The following is an 18132-nucleotide window of genomic DNA, read 5'->3' as shown; positions in this document are numbered from 1 at the left end:
TCCCATCCGGCCGCGGAACTCGAACGCACCACCGCCACGTTGGGTGGGGCAGGCCGGTCGAGCGAGAGAGAACGGGAGACCAGGGGTGGCAGCACTGATCAGCCGGGTGGGCAAACGGCTCCGCCGGATCATCCAGCGTCCGGGCAGCGTCGAGCTGACCCGCTACGAAGCACTGCTGCCCGCAGTCGAGAAGCTCGAACCCGAGCTCGAGAAGCTCTCCGACGAGGAGCTGACCGAGCGGGCCGGGAAGCTTCGCGCGACGCTGAAGGACACCGCGTTCGGCGACAATCACCTGATCGAGGTGTGCGCGCTCGGTCGTGAGGCCGCTCGGCGGGCGCTCGGCGAGCGCGCGTTCGACGTCCAGATCCTCGGCACGATGGGCCTGCTCAGCAAGCACGTCGTGCAGATGGAGACCGGTGAGGGCAAGACGCTCGCCGGGGCGCTGGCCGCGGCCGGGTACGCGCTGCGCGGCAAGCGCGCCCACGTCGTCACGGTCAACGACTACCTGGCGCGACGCGACGCCGAGTGGATGGGCCCGGTCTACGCGCTGCTCGGCGTGTCGGTCGGCTGGGTCGAACCGGCGCACTCCCAGGAGGAGCGCAAGGAGGCCTACGCCAAGGACGTCACGTACGGCGCGGTCGCCGAGATCGGCTTCGACGTCCTGCGCGACCGCTTGGTCTCGAAGGTCGACGACCTGGTCCAGCCGGACCCCGAGGTCGCGATCGTCGACGAGGCGGACTCCGTGCTGGTCGACGAGGCCCGCGTCCCGCTGGTGATGGCCGGCTCGATCGACCACACCGACGCCGACGACGAGGTCGCGAAGGTCGTCCGGCGGCTGCGGCTCAACCTGCACTACGAGACCGACAGCGAAGGCCGCAACGCCTGGCTGACCGACGCCGGTGCCTCGGTGGTCGCGAAGTCGCTCGGCCTGGAGGTCGACGACCTCTACGGCGACGCGGCCTCCGACCGGCTCCCCGCGGTGAACGTCGCGCTGCACGCGCACGCGCTGCTCACCCGCGACGTCGACTACCTCGTCCGCGACGGCAAGGTCCAGCTCATCAACGCCGCCCGCGGCCGCGTCGCCGAGCTGCAGCGCTGGCCGGACGGCCTCCAGGCCGCCGTCGAGGCGAAGGAGCAGGTCACCGCGACCGACCGCGGCGAGATCCTGGACTCGATTACCGTCCAGGCGCTGCTGGCGCGCTACCCCGAGGTCGCCGGCATGACCGGTACCGCGGTCGCGGTCGCCGAGCAGCTGCGCGAGTTCTACGAGCTCGAGGTCGCGGTCATCCCGCCGAACACCCCGAACGTCCGCGAAGACCAGGAGGACCGGGTCTTCGCGTCGCCGTCGCAGAAGCTGCGGGCGATCGAGGAGGAGATCCGCACGGTCCACGAGACCGGGCGGCCGATCCTCGTCGGCACGCAGGACGTCGCCGAGTCGGAGGAGCTGGCCGAGAAGCTGGCGAAGGTCGACCTCGAGTGCGTCGTGCTCAACGCGCGCAACGACGCCGAAGAGGCGTCGATCATCGCCGAGGCCGGAAAGAAGGGCGCGGTCACCGTCTCGACCCAGATGGCCGGGCGCGGTACCGACATCCGGCTGGGCGGCACCGACGGCGCGACCCGCGAAGAGGTCGTCGAGCTGGGCGGGCTGCACGTCATCGGCACCGCGCGGTACCCGTCGAGCCGGCTCGACGGGCAGCTGCGCGGCCGCTCCGGCCGCCAGGGCGACCCGGGCAGCGCGATCTTCTTCGCCAGCCTCAACGACGAGCTCGTGCTGTCGAACGCGCCGGACGTGCCCGAGGGCATCACCGACGACGAGGAGACCGGCGAGATCACCGACAACGCGGCGCTGCGGCAGCTCAACCACGCCCAGCGCGTCGCCGAGGGCGTCGACCTGGAGATCCACCGCAACACCTGGCGCTACACGCGGCTGATCGAACGGCAGCGGCGTGACCTGCTGACCCACCGCGACAAGGTGCTTCGCACCGGGTACGCGGCGGAGCAGCTGGAGAAGGCGCACGCCGAGAAGTTCGGTGAGCTGAAGGAGAAGCTGGGCGACGACGAAGAAGGCCGGGAGAAGGTGGAGCAGCTCAGCCGCGAGGTGCTGCTGTTCCACGTCGACCAGCTCTGGTCGGACCACCTGGCGTACCTGACCGACGTCCGCGAGAGCATCCACCTGCGGGCGCTGGCCCGGGAGACGCCGCTCGACGAGTTCCACCGCGCGGCGATCCCGGAGTTCCACAAGATCATCAACGAGGCGAACTCGCGCGCGGCGAAGACCCTCGAAGAGGCCGAGCTGACCGACGACGGCATCGACCTCGGCGACGCCGGCGTCCGGCGGGCGAACACGACGTGGACCTACCTGGTGCACGACAACCCGTTCGACTCCGACTTCGAGCAGACCATCAAGAAGGTCCGGAGCATGATCAAACGGAAGTAGCGTTCGGCTCGGAAAACCCCCGCTCGGTTCGGCCGAGCGGGGGTTTTCTCGTTTGCCCGGGCCGGGAGAATCGGGGCATGCGCAAGATCCCGACGCTGTTCCGTCGCGACCCCGAAGACCTCCGGCGGGTGACCCGCGAAGTGCACCCCGCGTGCCAGTGGGTGCTCGACGGCCAAGGCGTGCCCACCCGCAAGTACGACGGCACCTGCGTCCGGCTCGACGAGTCCGGCGAGTGGTGGGCGCGGCGCGAGGTGAAGGCGGGCAAGAGCGCGCCCGCCGGGTTCGAGGCCGTCCAGACCGACCCGGAGACGGGGAAGACCGTCGGCTGGGAGCCGGTCGCGCAGTCGGCGTTCGCGAAGTTCTTCGACGAGGCCCGCGAGGGCCTCGTCGGCGAGGTGCCGGGCACCTACGAGCTGTGCGGCCCGAAGGTCAACGGCGATCCGGAGCAGCTCGGCGTCCACCGGCTGGTGCGGCACGCGACCGCGGAGGAGTTCGGCGATGTGCCGCGCGACTTCGACGGGCTGATGACGTGGCTGCTGGCGCACCCGGAGTTCGAGGGCGTCGTCTGGCACCACCGCGACGGGCGGATGGCGAAGCTCAAGTACCGCGACGCCGCGGCGGTCACGACGGCGTCGTGACCGCGGAGATGCAGTAGTGCTCCTGGATGCGCGTCACCTGCAGTTCGCCGTGCACCGGCCGGCTGCTGATGGTGCCGTCGAGCGGGACGCGGATCTCGTCGTCGCCGGTCTGGACCGGTGAGCCGGCGGTGAGGTGCGCGTTGCGGCTGCCGAGTGTCCGCACCGCGGCGGCGGCGACGCCCTCGGCGGACGCGCAGGCGGCTTGGCGACCTATGACAGCGTCGTCGCCCAGGACGGCGAGGATGAACTTGCCCGCGGCGACGCTGCCCGAGTTCAGGTCGAGCGGCGGACCGGTGCGGGCGGCCGGTTTGCCGTCGGAGACCAGGAAGCCGGGCGCGATGAACCCGGTGATCAGGAAGATCACCACCAGCAGGCCGCCACCGCCGGCGAGCAGGCCGATGAGCAGGCCGTTGCCCTTCTTCGGCGGCGGATAGCCCTGGTAGCCCTGCTGGGGATAGCCCTGGCCCGGGTAGCCCTGCTGCGGGTAACCCTGTTGTGGGTAGCCCTGGCCGGGCTGCTGCTGCGGGTAGCCCTGTTGCGGGTAGCCCGGGCCGGGCGGCGGCTGCGGCGGATACGTCAAGGTGGTCCCTCCCCTACGGCGAACCCGGCTGCCCGGTTCGTCCGATCAGCGGCAACCTACCCGGGTGGGCGAAGGCGCCGCAGGGGATCGGCTCGCCGGGGTGGCATTTCGCCCACATTCGCTCGGCTGGGCGGGTGGCGGTGCGTCAGAATGGCGGCATGCCGCAACTGCGCATCGCGCTCGCCCAGGTCAACCCCACCGTCGGTGACCTCGACGGCAACGCCGACCTGCACGTCGAATGGACCCGCCGCGCCGCCGAAGCCGGCGCGCACGTGGTCGTCTTCCCGGAGATGTCGCTGACCGGCTACCCGGTCGAGGACCTCTCGCTGCGCCGCACCTTCGCCGAGGCCTCCCGCCTGGGCGTCGAGGCGCTGGCGCGCCGGCTGGACGACGCCGGCTGCGGCGAAGTGCTGACCTACATCGGTTATCTCGACCTCGACGAGGCCGGCCCGCGCGACGCCGCGGCCGCGCTCTACCGCGGCGAGGTCGTCGCGCGGCAGTTCAAGCACCACCTCCCGAACTACGGCGTCTTCGACGAGCACCGCTGGTTCAAGCCGGGCACCACACTCGACGTCGTCCGCTTCCGCGGGCTCGACATCGGCATGGTCATCTGCGAGGACATCTGGCAGGACGGCGGGCCGATCTCGGCGCTGGGCCGGGCGGGCGTCGACCTCGTCGTGGCGCCGAACGCGTCGCCGTACGAGCGGTCCAAGGACGAGCAGCGGCTGCCGCTCATCGCCCGGCGCGCCGCCGAGGCCGGGGCACCGCTGGTCTACACCAACCAGGTCGGCGGCCAGGACGACCTCGTGTTCGACGGCGACTCGCTCGTCGTCGGCGCGGACGGCACGGTGCTGGCGCGCGCGCCGCAGTTCGTCGAGCACCTGCTCGTGCTGGACACCGACCTCGCCGCGGGCGGGCACGCCGGGGACGGCGAGCTCGACGGCCTGCACGTCCGGCGCCGGGTGCTGAGCGAAGAGCCGCTGCCCGCGTACGAGCCGACGGCGTCACCGGTGATCAGCGAACCGCTCGCCGACGAGGCCGAGGTGTGGGCGGCGCTCGTCGTCGGGCTGCGGGACTACGTGCACAAGAACGGCTTCTCGTCGGTGACGTTCGGGTTCTCCGGCGGCATCGACTCGGCGGTCTGCGCGTCACTCGCGGCGGACGCCTTGGGCGGCGGCAACGTCTACGGCGTCTCGATGCCGTCGAAGTACTCGTCGGGGCACTCGAAGGACGACGCGGAAGACCTCGCGCGGCGGATCGGCGCGCACTACCGGGTCGAGCCGGTCGAGGACATGGTGCGCGTCTACGTCGACCAGCTTTCGCTGACCGGGCTCGCCGAGGAGAACATCCAGGCGCGCACCCGCGGCATGCTCCTGATGGCACTGTCCAACCTGGACGGTCACCTCGTGCTCGCCACCGGCAACAAGACCGAGCTGGCCGTCGGATACTCGACGATCTACGGCGACGCCGTCGGCGCGTTCGCCCCGATCAAGGACGTTTTCAAGACGCACGTGTGGCAGCTGGCTCGGTGGCGCAACGATTCGGCGGTCCAGCGGGGCGAGACCCCGCCGATCCCGGAGAACTCGATCTCCAAGCCGCCGTCGGCCGAGCTGCGGCCGGGCCAGATGGACTCCGACTCGCTGCCGGACTACGCGCTGCTCGACGACATCCTCGACGACTACGTCGAGGGCGACCGCGGGTACGCCGACCTCGTCGAGGCCGGCTTCGCGCCGGAGACGATCGACCGCGTGGTGCGGATGGTCGACAAGGCCGAGTACAAGCGGCGCCAGTACCCGCCGGGCACGAAGATCACGCTCAAGGCGTTCGGCCGCGACCGCCGGCTCCCGATGACCAACGCGTGGCGCGAGGGCAAGGCCTGACGCTTCCCCGCGGCAAAAGCCGTGAAGGCCTCCTTACCGGCTCTTATGGCCGGGAAGGGGGCCTTCACGGCTTTCAGCTCAGCGCGACCTGGCGGCCCTCCGGGGTGCGGACGGCCGCGTTCAGGGCCGCGCGGTCGGCGCGCCGGACGAGCAGCTCCAGGCCCAGCGCGTCCGTCACCGCGAGGACCGAGTCCGGGTCGGGGTGCGCGCCCGTCACCATGAGCAGCGGGAGGGACGGCAGGCCGCGCGTCGTCGGGTGCGGCGTGGCGCCCCAGTCGATGAGGAACGGCGTGAGCGTGCCCGGGCGGCTCGGCGGGGTCAATCGCCAGCGCAGCAGCTCGCCGTCGGCCGTCTCGCGGGACATCTCGATCGCGTCGCCCGGGTCGAAGCCGTGGGCGCGGGCGTGCGCGATCGTGGCGTCGAGGTCCGTGGTGCGCACCGCCCAGGCGACCAGGGCCGGCTCGGTGAGGTCGTCGATGCCGAACGGCCGGGGTTGCGCGGGCTGCGGCTGCGCCGGGTCCGGGCCGATCACCTCCAGGTAGGCCCCCGCGCCGAGGTCGGCGAGGTGGTTGGCCGTGCCCAGGCCGACGTGGCTGCCGCCGGGCGCGGGCGTGACGCCGGGCGCGGGCGTGACGCCGGTGAGTTCCTTGACGCGCGCGACGGCCTCGGCGAGGTCCGGTCCGGCGTAGACGAGGTGGTCCAGCACCGGCACATCATCCCGTGGCCGGGCCGCGGCCGACAGCCTCCCTTCGGTCGTAGGCTGAGCGCATGACTGTGGGGTTCACAGTGTTCGACACAGCGATCGGGCCGTGCGGGCTCGCGTGGCGCGACGACGTCGTGATCGGGACGACGTTGCCGGACGGCAACGCCCCCGGGACGCGCGCCAAGCTGGCCCGGTGGTTCCCGGACGCCGTCGAAGGTCCGCCGCCGCCGGCCGTGCGGGCGGCGGTCGACGGGATCGTCGCGCTGCTGGCCGGCGACCGCCGCGACCTGGCCGAGATCGAGCTGGACCTGGCCGCGGTGCCCGAGTTCAACCGGCGCGCGTACGAGATCGCGCGCACGATCCCGCCGGGCAAGACCCTCACCTACGGCGACATCGCGCACCGGCTCGGGATGCCCGGGTCCGCCCAGGCGGTCGGACAGGCCATGGGGCACAACCCGTTCCCGATCGTGGTGCCGTGCCACCGGGTCCTCGCGGCCGGCGGCCGCGACGGCGGGTTCTCGGCCCGCGGCGGGGTCGCGACGAAACGCCGGATGCTCGTGATCGAAGGCGCGCTGGCGGACGAGCCGACGCTGTTCTGACCCGCCCGACGCCGGTTCGCCGGTGCCGAGCCGTGATCAGAACACCGGCACGCGTGATCGCCGGGTCGACTCGCGTGATTGAAGGGTCGACACGGCTCGGCCGGCCGGGCCGCCGGGACGCGAACGGTCGGGTCAGGCTGGTTGGGGGGTCGGTTTCCAGGGCTTCATCCAGGGGGACTCCGGCCAGTTTTCGGCCGCCGCCATCAGCGGGAAGGCCGTGGCGCCGTCGACGTGCTCGCGGATGATGTCCGCGTGGCCCGCGTGGCGGGCGGTCTCCTCGATCAGGTGCAGCAGGACCCAGCGGACCGACCACGCCTCGACGTCGTCCGGGTACCAGGGGACGCCCTTCGGCACCGGGACCGGGCGGCCGAGGTCGTCGATCCGGCCGATGACCTCCGCCGTGCGGGCCGCGACCTCGTCGTAGCGCTCCAGGACGCTCTGCAGCGTCTCCTCCGGGCCCAGCCGGTACGCCTCCTCGTAATCCTGCATGCCCTCGCCGAACGGCTTCTGGGGCAGCTGCAGGGCGATGTCGATCCAGCCGTCCTCGGTGCCGGCGACGTGCTTGATCAGCCCGCCCACCGACAGCGCGCTCTTCGTCGGCGTGAGCCTCGCCTGCTCGTCCGTGAGGCCGTGCGCGGCCAGCTTCAGGACGTACCGCTGCTGTTCGAGGTACCGCAGCAGCCCGTCACGCTCGTCGGCCACCGGGGGCACGTTTCCCGCCATGTCGATCTCCTCCTCCGGGAATCGGGAACCCGATGGTCGCATCCGGCACCGACAAAATCCGGAAGAACTAGATCCGGGGCGCGTGCCGAGGCGCGGGCTTGATGAAGGCGTACGCCCCGCCCGTGCCGAACAGCACCGCACGCACCACCAACTGGACGCGGCTGAACACGCCTTCGAACTCGCCGAGCTGCGCCGCGAGCACCACGGCCACCCAGGTCGCCAGCACCAGCACCAGGCCCGCGACGGCGAACCGGCGCCAGCCCGGCGGCCACCACAGCACCAGGCTGATCACCCCGACCAGCAGGATGACGCTCAGCAGCGACGAGATGACCCCGCTGCTCTCCGGGTAGGCCGCCTGGACCAGCACGACGGCGCCGAACACGCTCACCGAGATCGAGCTCAGCCGCGCCGGCCACTGGACCGGGCCGAGCCGGTGCAACGGCGGCCCGGAGAGCAGGAACGCGACGCCCGAAACCGCGAGCAGGACCCGGAACACCGGCGGCCCGGCGAGCAGGGCGTCGGCCGGGTCGCGCACCGGGGACACGCCCGTCGGGACGGCGAACTCCAGCAGCCATCCCGAATAGGCGAGCACGGCCAGTCCCATGAGGAGGGCCGAGGCGATCCGAGCCGTGCGCACGTGGCACACATTAAGCGACCGCTTGCCATTGTGCGGCCCCGGCATGATCACGGCGACCCAGTCGTTATGCCTGCGGACGGACGAACGGGAACAGGACCGTCTGGCGGATCGACGCTCCCGTCAACATCATGAGCAGGCGGTCCACGCCCAGGCCGAGGCCACCGGTCGGTGGCATTCCGTGCTCCAGCGCCAGCAAAAAGTCCTCGTCGAGTTCCATCGCTTCGACGTCACCACTGGCGGCGCGCAAGGACTGCGCCTCCAGCCGGCGCCGCTGCTCGATCGGGTCCGTCAGTTCGGTGTAGGCCGTGCCGACCTCCGAACCGAACGCGATCAGGTCCCAGCGCTCGGCCAGCAGCGGGTCGGTCCGGTGCTGGCGGGTCAGCGGCGAGACGTCGGTCGGGTAGTCCGTGTAGAACGTCGGCAGCACGGTCGCACCCTCGACGAGGTGCTCGTGCGCCTTCAGCACGAGGTCGCCGTGGCTCGGGTCCTCCCCGACCGGCACACCGGCGGCGAGGCAGAACCGGCGCAGGTCCGCCACCGACGTCCCCGAGCCGACGTGCTCCCCCAGCGCCGTCGAGACGGCTTCGTGCACCGGGACCACCGGCCAGTCACCGGAGATGTCGTACTCGACGACCTTGCCGCCGGCGTCGGGCCGGCGCACGACCTGGGCGCCGTACGCCGCTTCGGCCGCGTGCTGGACGAGCTCGCGCGTCAGCTTCCGCATGGTGTCGTAGTCCGCGTACGCCTGGTACGCCTCGAGCATCGTGAACTCGGGGTTGTGGGTGGCGTCGACGCCCTCGTTGCGGAAGTTGCGGTTGAGCTCGAAGACGCGCTCGACGCCGGCCACGCACAGCCGCTTGAGGTACAGCTCGGGCGCGATCCGCAGGTACATCCGCATGTCGTAGGCGTTGATGTGGGTGACGAACGGCCGCGCGTTGGCGCCGCCGTGCACCGTCTGCAGCATCGGCGTCTCGACTTCGAGGTAGTCGGCGTGGTGCAGCCGTTCGCGCACCGCGCGGACCACTGTGGACCGCAGCCGCAGCATGTTCGTCGAGTCCGGGTTGACCGCCAGGTCGAGGTAGCGCTGCCGCACCCGCGTCTCCGGGTCGGTGAGGCCCTTCCGCTTGTCCGGCAGGGGGTGCAGGCACTTCGCGGTGACCGTCCACTCGTCGACGAGCACCGAGAGCTCGCCACGCTTCGACGTGACGACCTGGCCGCTGACGCCGACGTGGTCGCCGAGGTCGACGCCGGTCCGCCAGCCCGTGAGGTCCAGCTCCGCCGCGTCCAGCATCAGCTGGATCTCGCCGCTGAAGTCCTTGACGCGCGCGAAGCACAGGCCGCCGAGGATGCGCATCGCCAGCACGCGCCCGGCGATCCGGACCCGGTGCCCGGTCGTGGTGTCCGGCTGCAGGTCGCCGAACTTCCTGACGACGTCGCCGATGTGGTCGTCGCGGCGGAACCCGACCGGGTACGGGTCGATCCCGGCCTCGCGCAGCTTGTCGAGCTTCGCGACGCGCACGCGCACCTGCTCGGGCCGCCGCACGGCCTTGGTCGCCGGCACGGCGGCCGACTCCTCGATCTCCCGGACGCGGGCGACGAAGCCGTCGGTGACCGTCTCCAGCCGCAGCGACCGCGACCGGCCGGTCGGGACGAACCCTTCGAGTGCGCCCGCGACGATGCCGACCCGCGGGAGCCGCCGGGCCGAGGAGTAGCAGAGGAACCGCGGCTCCCAGTCCGGCCCGTACTTGGCGTTGGAGCGGTACAGCGACTCCAGCTGGAAGAACCGCGAGGCGACGCTCAGGATCCCGCGCCAGGCGCGCAGCACCGGGCCCGCGCCGATCCGCTCCCCCTCCGAGAAGACCGCGCGGAACATGGCGAAGTTGAGCGAGATCCGCTGCGCGCCCAGTACCGGCCCGGCCGCGACGACCACGGCGATCATGTACTCGTTGAGGCCGTTCTCGGCGTCGCGGTCGCGGCGCATGAGGTCCAGTGAGAGCCCGCGCCGGCCCCACGGGACGAACGACAGCAGCCCGCGCAGCTCACCGTGGGCGTCGTAGGCCTCGACCATCACGCTGCGGCCGTCGCTCGGGTCGCCGAGCCGGCCCAGCGCCATCGAGAACCCGCGCTCGGTCTCGGCGCCGCGCCAGGCCTGCGCCCGGGCCAGCAGCTCGGCCATCTCGTCGTCGGGGATCTCGCCGTGGCGGCGGACCCGCGAGGTGTAGCCGGCGCGCTCGATGCGCTTGACGGCCTGGCGCACCGAACGCCGTTCCGGCCCGGCGAGGCTGAACTCGCGGACGTCGAGCACGGCCTCGTCGCCGATCTCCAGCGCCCGCAGGCCGGCGTCGGTGTACGCCTTCGCGCCGCGTTCGCTGGCTCCGAGCACGCCGGGCGTCCAGCCGTAGGTGCGCGTCTCGTCGAGCCACGCGCGCACGGCGTCCGGCCAGGCTTCGGTGTCACCGATCGGGTCCGCGCTGGCGACGCTGGTGCCGCCGAGCACGCGGTAGGTCACCGCGGCGCGGCCGTTCGGCGCGAAGACGACGCTCTTGTCGCGACGGGTGGCGAAGTAGCCGAGGGAGTCGTCCTCGCCGTGCTCGGCGAGCAGCTCCCGCAGGCGCAGCTCCTCCTGGTCGGTCCGCAGGCGGCGGCTGCGCACCCCGCGGAAGAGCATGTACAGCGCGGCCGTGGCGACGACGGTCGCGCTCAGGTCGAGGAAGACGTCCAGCCAGGCCGGCCCCTCGCCGACACCGATCCGCCGCAGCTGCAGGTTTTCACCGGTGGCGTGGTTGACGACCCAGGCGAAGCGCTCCCACGCGTCGCCGAGGTGGCCGGGGAAGGCCTCGGTGAGGCCCCAGCCGACCAGGATGACCACGGCGAAGCCGCCGAACAGCATGGTGAGGCCGTCACGCCAGGCGCTCGGCGCGAGCCGGGCCGGGAAGGCCGGGCGCAGCGTGAGCAGGAACACGATCAGCCCGATCGAGAGCAGGTCGGCCGCGGTCAGGGCCCACAGCTGCGCCGGGATGTGCCGGACCTGCTTCGGCCCGAGCGTCAGCAGATCGGGTGACCACAGCAGGGTCGCCTGCAGGGCCAGGGTAAGCAGCAGGCCGCCGACCTGGAACAGCACGAGCGTGTAGAGCGCCGCCTTCTTGCGGCGGCGCAGCGCTCCGCCCAGCACCACCAGCAGCAGCACCATGACCAGGCTCGCGCTGGTCGGCACGCTGAGGGCGGAGAAGCCCATGTCGATGCCGTTCATCAGGCGCCCGCGCGGGCCGCCGGTGAGCAGCAGGAGCACCGAAAAGACCGCGGCGAGCTGCACCACGGTGGCGACGATGCCGCCGCTCTTCGCCTTCCAGGCGGGGATGCGCGTGCGCGCGTGCGCGGTGGTACCCATCGTCGCCGTTGTCGCCTTTCGCGGCCGTTCGGTCGCCATGCTCTTCATGACCTCTTCTTGACGTCAGTGAACACAGGTTGGTTGTCCCCCGACATCAACCTGAAGGCTGACGCCGGCTCGTCCCGCCGCACGACGGTGTGAAGCTGGTCGCACGGGGTCGAGGTCGGTGCGGGTGCGTGTCACGCTTTGAGACGCCTCTGCTCCACGACCCGGGGACCTCACCCAGGCCCCGAGGGAAGGACGGTCGACGACGATGTCAGCCACCGAGAAGACCCCCTCCGACGAAGTAGCCGCGCCGTACGGCACCGGATCCGCCGCGCCCGCGGCACCGAGTCCGGGCCGGAAGGTCCGCGTGCACCACCTGCGGGAGCTCAAGGAACGCGGCGAGCCGTGGCCCATGCTCACCGCGTACGACATGTACACCGCCGCGCTGTTCGACGAGGCCGGGATCCCCGTGCTGCTCGTCGGCGACTCCGCGGCCAACAACGTCTTCGGCTACGACACCTCGCTGCCGGTGACGGTCGATGAGCTGCTGCCGCTGGTGCGGGCGGTGACGCGGTCGGTCAAGCGCGCCCTCGTGGTCGCCGACCTGCCGTTCGGCTCCTACCAGCTCTCGCCGCAGCAGGCGCTGGAGACGTCCGTGCGGTTCATGAAGGAGGGCCGCGCGCACGCCGTCAAGCTGGAGGGCGGCCGCCGGTTCGCCGCGCACGTCGAGGCGCTGACCGCGGCGGGCGTGCCGGTGATGGGCCACATCGGGTTCACCCCGCAGAGTGAACACAACCTCGGTGGTTACCGGGTGCAGGGGCGCGGTGAAGCGGCGGACGTGCTGCTCGCCGACGCGCTGGCGCTGCAGGAGGCCGGGGCGTTCGCGGTGGTGATGGAGATGGTGCCCGCCGAAGCCGCGAAGCGCGTCACCGCGGAGCTGGCGATCCCGACCGTCGGCATCGGCGCCGGGCCGGACTGCGACGCGCAGGTGCTCGTCTGGCAGGACATGGCCGGGCTGCGGCGCGGCAAGGCACCGCGGTTCGTCAAGCGCTACGCCGACGTCGCGACGGTGCTGCAGGGCGCGGCGACGGCGTTCGCCGAGGACGTCCGCCGCGGTGAGTTCCCGGCACCCGAACACGCTTTCCACGACTAACCCCGGCCCTTGAACCGCTCGGCCAGTGCCGGGTCGTTCTCCCACCAGAGCCCCGACGTCGACGCGGCGCCCGCGGCGGCTTCTTCGTCCAGCTGGACGTCGATCTGCTTCGCGCGCCGCTCGTCGTCGCGGGCCCAGCGGACGAACAACGCGATGACGAACGGCAGGCCGGCGACGTCGCCGCCGATCCACAGCACGCCCGCGCCGATGATCTGGTCGGTGCGCGGGTCCGGGCCCCGGCCCGGGTGCGCCGCCGCGTAGTGCGCCGGCGCGAGCAGCGGGCCGAGCCACAGCACCAGCCCGAGCGCGCCGTCGAAGACGACCTCGGTGAAGGCGATCCACACCGACACCAGGTGCGGGTCCGTGCGCGGCGTCGGGTCGAGCCCGAGGCGCGTCCAGAAGTAGAGGAAGCCGGACAGGACGAGCATCGCCCGGGCCAGTCCGTCGACCACCGGTTCCCGGAGCGTGAGGTCGTAGAGCGGGGTCAGGTAGAGCGCCAGGACCGGGGCGACCAGGGCGAGCGTGATCACCGGGGGGAAGGTCAGCGCACGGGTCACCGGGCCGCGGCCGTGCCGTCGCAGCCAGCGGGCCGGGGTGACGTCGAGCAGCAGCCGGATCGGTGCGCCCAGAGCCAGCAGCAGCGGCGTGATCATCAGCAGCGTGACGGTCTGGACCGCGCGCACCCAGAAGAACGTCCGGTCGTAGAAGGCCAGCGGCGAGCAGGTGACGACGAGGATGGTCGCGAGCCCGGTGAGGAACGCCGTCGTGCGGCCCGGTGGCCACCGGCGGTGGCGCGTCGCCCGGAGGTAGAGCCCGCCCAGGGCGAGCACCACGAGCACCGCGGGGACGTCGAAGGTCAAGGGCATGGTCGTCACGCTCAGACCGCGAAGAAGATCAGGCTGGCGATTCCGGCGATCACGCAGTAAATCGCGAACGGCGTCAGCGTGCGCGTTTCGAAGTAGCCCGTGAGGAAACGCACGGAAATGTAGGAAGCGACGCCCGCCACCACGCTGCCGACGAGTGCCGGGCCGAGCGACGCGTGGTTCTCCGGGGCGAACAGCGTCGGCATCTTGAGCACGCCGGCGGCCAGGATCACCGGCGTGGCAAGGAGGAACGCGAACCGCGCGGCGTCTTCGTGACCCAGCCCGCGGCGCAGGCCGGCGACCATCGTGACGCCGGAGCGGCTGATGCCCGGCAGCAGCGCGAAGATCTGCGCGGCCCCGATCACGACCGCCTCGCCGACGCCCAGTTTCGCCAGCCGGACGTCGGTCGCCTCCTCGACGGAAACCGCGCGCATGACCAGCGTTTCCTCGGCCGAGAAGTCCACTGTGTCGTCATTCTCTTCGGGACGCCGTCGCGAGAACTTCTCGGCGGCGTAGAGGACTCCGCCGTTGAGCGTGAGGAAGATCGCGGCCGGCACGGGCTTGCCGAGGTAGTCGCGCAGCAGGCCCTCGAAGAGCAGGCCGGCCAGCCCGACCGGGATGGTGGCGAGCACGAGCAGCCACGCGAGCCGCTGGTCCGGCGTGCGGACCTCGCGGTCGCGGACCGACGTCCAGAGGCCGGCGATGATCCGGACCCAGTCCTTCCGGAAGAACAGGACCAGCGCGAGCGCGGTCGCCACGTGCATCGCCACGAGCACCGCGAGGTACGGCGAATCCTTGCCGATGCTCAGGTCCTGCTGCCACTGGCCGCCGAGCCAGGCGGGCAACAGGATGCTGTGGCCGAGACTGGACACCGGAAACAATTCCGACACCCCTTGCAAGGCGCCGACGACAATCGCCTCGACATAGGTCACCGCGGACATTCCGTGCCTTTCCGTACAGCGTTTCCTCGACCCAGATACCGGAACGTACCGGCGCATTCGTTAACGGCGGGCAAGGGGGACCTCGACGCTCAGCGTGCTCTCAGCGCGTGTTCACATCCATGAACATCAATCATGTCCTTGACTGGTGTTCGGCTTGTGGCTTAGCGTCTAGCCCGTCGCCGCCACGACAAAAGTTCGAACCCTCGACGAGGAGGACGGGAATGCGTGAGCGGGAACTGACCTTCACGGCCGCACCGACGGCCCTCGTGCGCCGCCCTCCGAGATTCGCGCCGGCCCTGCGCTGACGCGTCACAGACTGGGGGCCCGCTCAGCCCGGCGGCGGGGGCGGGCCCCCACTTTTCTCGGTCGCCGTCCCGAGTCCCGGCGGCGGGGCACCTCGAGGCGGCGACCGAGCACCACCTTCTCCCCCGCGGCACCGGTTCCGGCAGAGTGTCGGGCATGGACGAGCTCTACCCGCCGATCGCCGCGCGCGCCGAAGGGTTCCTCGACACCGGCGACGGGCACCGCATCCGGTGCCAGGAGGCCGGCAACCCCGGCGGGAAGCCGGTCGTCGTCCTCCACGGCGGGCCGGGCAGCGGGATCGCACCGATGGCACGCCGGCACTTCGACCCCGACGCCTACCGGATCATCCTGTTCGACCAGCGCGGCGCCGGACAGTCCACGCCGGGCGCCGCCGACCTCGCGGCCAACACGTTGTGGCACCTGGTCGCCGACATGGAACTCCTGCGCGAACGGCTCGGCATCGAGCAGTGGCAGCTCTTCGGCGGCTCGTGGGGCGCGACCCTCGCACTGGCCTACGCGGAGACGCACCCGTCGCGCGTCAGCGAGATCATCCTGCGCGGCGTGTTCACCGTCCGGCAGAGCGAGCTGGACTGGATCTACCGCGGCGGCGCGGCCAACCTGTTCCCGCGGGAGTGGGAGGCCTTCCTGGCGCCCATCCCGGAGGACCGGCGCGGCGATCCTTTGGCCGCGTACACCGACCTGCTCGCCGACGCCCGGGTCCGCGACGCCGCGGCGATCGCGTGGAGCAAGTGGGAAGGCGCGACGGTTTCCCTGTACCCGCAGGAGTCTTTCGTGCAGCAGTACGCCGAACCGGCGTTCGCCCTGACCTTCGCCCGGCTCGCGGTCCACTACTTCAGCCACGGGGCTTGGCTGTCGGACGGCCAGTTGATCCGCGACGCGGGCAAGCTGGCCGGCATCCCGGGCGTCATCGTCCAGGGCCGGTACGACGCGGTCTGCCCACCGACCACGGCGTACGAGCTGCACCGGGCGTGGCCGGGATCGGAGCTGAAGCTGATCGAGGGAGCCGGACACGCGGTGACCGATCCGGGGATCCTGGCCGCGCTGCGGGCCGCGACGGACGCGTTCCGCCCCTGAACCCCGGGACCGGTCCCCGCTCGTGAGCTGGATCATCCCGGAGATGCGAACGGTGCGGCTCCTCCTGGCGACCCTCGGGGTGATCGGCCTGCTCGCCCTGATCGTCGCCGGCGGCACGGGCGTGGTGCTCGGGATCGTCGAGCAGGCGGAAGCAGGCGACCTCTACGAGGTCCACTTCGCCGAGGACGGCGACAGCTGTTCCGGCAGCGGCGTCTACTTCGCCGAGTTCGACGGCGCGCCGCTGGAGTGCGGGCCCGTCGCCGGGCAGCCGCTGACCGTGCACCCGGCGTTCCCGGGCTTCGGCCCCGAACAGAACACGGCGGTCGAGGACCTCGCGCACGACCTCGGCCGGGACGGCCCGGGCCTGACCGGCGACGACGAGCAGCGGATCCAGGACGAGGTCGACCGGCTCGCCGCGAGCCTGCCCGAGGCGAGCCGTCCGCGGCACGGCCGGGAAGTCCTCTTCGACTCGTGGTGGGGCGCCGACCTCGCCTGGAGCGCGGGCGCCGTCGGGCTGGCGGCGGGAACCGGGTTCTTCCTGGTCATCCGCAGGCTGCCGCTATAACCGCCCGCCTGAGGCCGTGTCGCCCGACAGCCTCTGCGCCAGGTACACCGGGACCGTCGAGGCCACGATCAGCACCGCCGCCACCACGTTGACGATCGGCGCTTGGTTCGGGCGGAACAAGTTGTTGTAGATCCAGATCGGCAGTGTCTCCATGCCCGTGCCCAGGGTGAACGTCGTCACGATGATCTCGTCGAACGACAGCGCGAACGCCAGCAGCCCGCCCGCCAGCAACGCCGACCGCAGCATCGGGAACGTCACCAGCCGGAACGTCGTGAAGCCCGTCGCGCCCAGGTCCATCGACGCTTCCTCCAGGCTGCCGCCCATCCGCCGCAACCGCGCGACGACGTTGTTGAACACCACCACGATGCAGAACGTCGCGTGCGCGATGACCGCCGTCAGCAAGCCCAGGTTGATGCCCAGGATCGTCCGGAACGCGTTGTTCAGCGCGATGCCCGTGACGATCCCCGGCAGCGCGATCGGCAGGATGATGAGCAGCGACACCGGGTTCCGGCCGAAGAACCGGTAGCGCTGCAACGCGAACGCGGCCATCGTGCCGAGCACCAGCGCGATCGCCGTCGCCGCCAGGCCCGCTTGGACGCTCGTCCACAGCGCGTTCAACGCACCTTCGTTCGAGGACGCGCGGCTCCACCACTCCAGAGTGAAACGAGTGGGCGGCCAGCCGAACGTCGTGTCCGCGTTGAACGAGTTCAGCAGTACCATCAGCAGCGGGAAGTAGATCACCGCCAGGCCCAGGCCCAGCGCCGTCCACAACAACATCCGAGACGTCCGCACGGCGCAGCTCCTAGAGGTTGTCCAGCGCGCCGGTGCGGCGCACTGCGGCCAGGTACACGAGCATGATCATCACGGGCACCGTCGCGACCGTCGCCGCGAACGGCAGGTCGTTCGCCGCGCCGATGTTGTCGTAGACGACGTTGCCGAGCATCTGCGACGTGCCGCCGACGATCTTCACCGCGATGTAGTCACCCAGGGACAGCGAGAACGTGAAGATCGAGCCCGCGACGATCGCCGGGAACGTCAACGGCAGGATCACCGACCGGAACGTCCGGAACGAGCGCGCGCCGAGGTCACCCGACGCGTCCACAAGGGAATCCGGCAGCCGTTCGAGGCCCGCGTAGATCGGCAGGATCATGTACGGCAGCCACAGGTACGACAGCGTGATGATCGTCGCCGTGACGCCGTAACCGGGCGACAGCCAGCTCAGGGCGCCGTTGCCCGACAGCATCGAGCGCCACGCGTACGCCTTCACCAGGTAGCTCGCCCACAACGGCGTCATCACGGCGATCACCAGGATCCGCCGCGCCCGCGGCGACGCCAGCTTGGCCATCGCGAACGCCATCGGGAACGCGATGACGGCGTCGATCACCGTCACCAGCGCCGCGATCCCGACCGTGCGGAAGGTGATCGTGCGGTACACCGCGTCGCTGAACAACGTCGTGAAGTTGTCCAGCGACCACTCGATGACGACCTGGCCGGTGAACGCGTCGGTGTGCCAGAACGCCGTCACGAACAACGCGGCCAGCGCGCCCAGGTAGGCCAGGCCGAGCCAGAGCAGCGGGGCCGAGAGCAGGAAACCCAGGCGCAGCTTCGGTTTCCGGTAGAAGAAGGCCGAGAGCGCGGTCAT

At 71.4% G+C, this 18132-nt stretch carries 16 protein-coding genes; 7 read left to right on the top strand and 9 right to left on the bottom strand.

Going from position 1 to position 18132, the window contains the following annotated elements; genetic code table 11:
- The first annotated feature begins 85 nt into the window (after positions 1-85).
- Together secA2 and MUY22_RS18515 are read left to right on the top strand one after the other, a co-directional pair.
- Positions 86-2437: an accessory Sec system translocase SecA2 gene (gene secA2 / locus MUY22_RS18520; protein ID WP_247061226.1), complete on the top strand. Its 2352-nt coding sequence runs from the start codon at positions 86-88 to the stop codon at positions 2435-2437.
- 77 nt (positions 2438-2514) lie between these two features.
- A complete protein-coding gene (locus tag MUY22_RS18515) occupies positions 2515-3075 on the top strand; it encodes a DUF5565 family protein (protein ID WP_247061225.1) in 561 nt (186 codons plus the stop codon).
- Here MUY22_RS18515 and MUY22_RS18510 read toward each other — a convergent pair.
- The gene (locus tag MUY22_RS18510; protein ID WP_247061224.1) at positions 3059-3655 is read right to left on the bottom strand and encodes a hypothetical protein; all 597 of its coding nucleotides are present in this window, start codon (positions 3653-3655) and stop codon (positions 3059-3061) included. The two genes, MUY22_RS18515 and MUY22_RS18510, sit on opposite strands and share 17 nt — an antisense overlap.
- A gap of 158 nt (positions 3656-3813) precedes the next feature.
- Between MUY22_RS18510 and MUY22_RS18505 the strand changes: the two genes are divergently transcribed.
- Positions 3814-5535 (top strand): NAD+ synthase, encoded by a 1722-nt coding sequence (locus MUY22_RS18505; protein ID WP_247061223.1) that lies wholly within the window; start codon positions 3814-3816, stop codon positions 5533-5535.
- 73 nt (positions 5536-5608) lie between these two features.
- On the opposite strand, the gene MUY22_RS18500 is transcribed toward MUY22_RS18505, so the two are convergent.
- Positions 5609-6241: a VOC family protein gene (locus tag MUY22_RS18500; RefSeq protein WP_247061222.1), complete on the bottom strand. Its 633-nt coding sequence runs from the start codon at positions 6239-6241 to the stop codon at positions 5609-5611.
- A gap of 62 nt (positions 6242-6303) precedes the next feature.
- On the opposite strand from MUY22_RS18500, the gene MUY22_RS18495 reads away from it, so the two are divergent.
- A complete protein-coding gene (locus MUY22_RS18495; RefSeq protein ID WP_247061221.1) occupies positions 6304-6837 on the top strand; it encodes a methylated-DNA--[protein]-cysteine S-methyltransferase in 534 nt (177 codons plus the stop codon).
- Between the two features lie 132 nt (positions 6838-6969).
- Here the strand turns inward: MUY22_RS18495 and MUY22_RS18490 are convergent, their stop codons facing one another.
- From MUY22_RS18490 to lysX, 3 genes are all read right to left on the bottom strand, one after another.
- Positions 6970-7560, bottom strand: coding sequence for a DinB family protein (locus MUY22_RS18490; RefSeq protein WP_247061220.1), 591 nt, complete (start codon positions 7558-7560; stop codon positions 6970-6972).
- A 67-nt stretch (positions 7561-7627) separates the two neighbouring features.
- Complete coding sequence (locus MUY22_RS18485; RefSeq protein WP_247061219.1) at positions 7628-8197, bottom strand: hypothetical protein; 570 nt, start codon at positions 8195-8197, stop codon at positions 7628-7630.
- 64 nt (positions 8198-8261) lie between these two features.
- Positions 8262-11585: a bifunctional lysylphosphatidylglycerol synthetase/lysine--tRNA ligase LysX gene (lysX, locus tag MUY22_RS18480; protein WP_247063984.1), complete on the bottom strand. Its 3324-nt coding sequence runs from the start codon at positions 11583-11585 to the stop codon at positions 8262-8264.
- A gap of 253 nt (positions 11586-11838) precedes the next feature.
- Between lysX and panB the strand changes: the two genes are divergently transcribed.
- The gene (gene panB / locus MUY22_RS18475; protein ID WP_247061218.1) at positions 11839-12723 is read left to right on the top strand and encodes a 3-methyl-2-oxobutanoate hydroxymethyltransferase; all 885 of its coding nucleotides are present in this window, start codon (positions 11839-11841) and stop codon (positions 12721-12723) included.
- Here panB and MUY22_RS18470 read toward each other — a convergent pair.
- Positions 12720-13589 (bottom strand): cytochrome c oxidase assembly protein, encoded by an 870-nt coding sequence (locus MUY22_RS18470; RefSeq protein ID WP_247061216.1) that lies wholly within the window; start codon positions 13587-13589, stop codon positions 12720-12722. The genes panB and MUY22_RS18470 overlap by 4 nt on opposite strands.
- A gap of 11 nt (positions 13590-13600) precedes the next feature.
- Positions 13601-14527 carry an undecaprenyl-diphosphate phosphatase gene (locus MUY22_RS18465; protein WP_247061214.1) on the bottom strand — a complete coding sequence of 309 codons (927 nt, stop codon included), beginning with the start codon at positions 14525-14527 and terminating at the stop codon, positions 13601-13603.
- 459 nt (positions 14528-14986) lie between these two features.
- Between MUY22_RS18465 and pip the strand changes: the two genes are divergently transcribed.
- Both pip and MUY22_RS18455 read left to right on the top strand, forming a co-directional pair.
- A complete protein-coding gene (gene pip / locus MUY22_RS18460) occupies positions 14987-15925 on the top strand; it encodes a prolyl aminopeptidase (RefSeq protein ID WP_247061212.1) in 939 nt (312 codons plus the stop codon).
- A 43-nt stretch (positions 15926-15968) separates the two neighbouring features.
- The gene (locus tag MUY22_RS18455; protein ID WP_247061211.1) at positions 15969-16490 is read left to right on the top strand and encodes a hypothetical protein; all 522 of its coding nucleotides are present in this window, start codon (positions 15969-15971) and stop codon (positions 16488-16490) included.
- Here MUY22_RS18455 and MUY22_RS18450 read toward each other — a convergent pair.
- Both MUY22_RS18450 and MUY22_RS18445 read right to left on the bottom strand, forming a co-directional pair.
- Positions 16485-17267 carry an ABC transporter permease gene (locus MUY22_RS18450; RefSeq protein ID WP_247063982.1) on the bottom strand — a complete coding sequence of 261 codons (783 nt, stop codon included), beginning with the start codon at positions 17265-17267 and terminating at the stop codon, positions 16485-16487. The two genes, MUY22_RS18455 and MUY22_RS18450, sit on opposite strands and share 6 nt — an antisense overlap.
- Positions 17268-17292: 25 nt before the next feature.
- Positions 17293-18132, bottom strand: a complete 840-nt coding sequence (locus MUY22_RS18445) for an ABC transporter permease (RefSeq protein ID WP_247061209.1) — start codon at positions 18130-18132, stop codon at positions 17293-17295.

The sequence above is a fragment of the Amycolatopsis sp. WQ 127309 genome, assembly GCF_023023025.1.
Taxonomy (GTDB): Bacteria; Actinomycetota; Actinomycetes; order Mycobacteriales; family Pseudonocardiaceae; genus Amycolatopsis.
The sequence above is the reverse complement of the archived record's forward strand: the minus strand, read 5'-3'. Positions and strand labels throughout refer to the sequence as shown.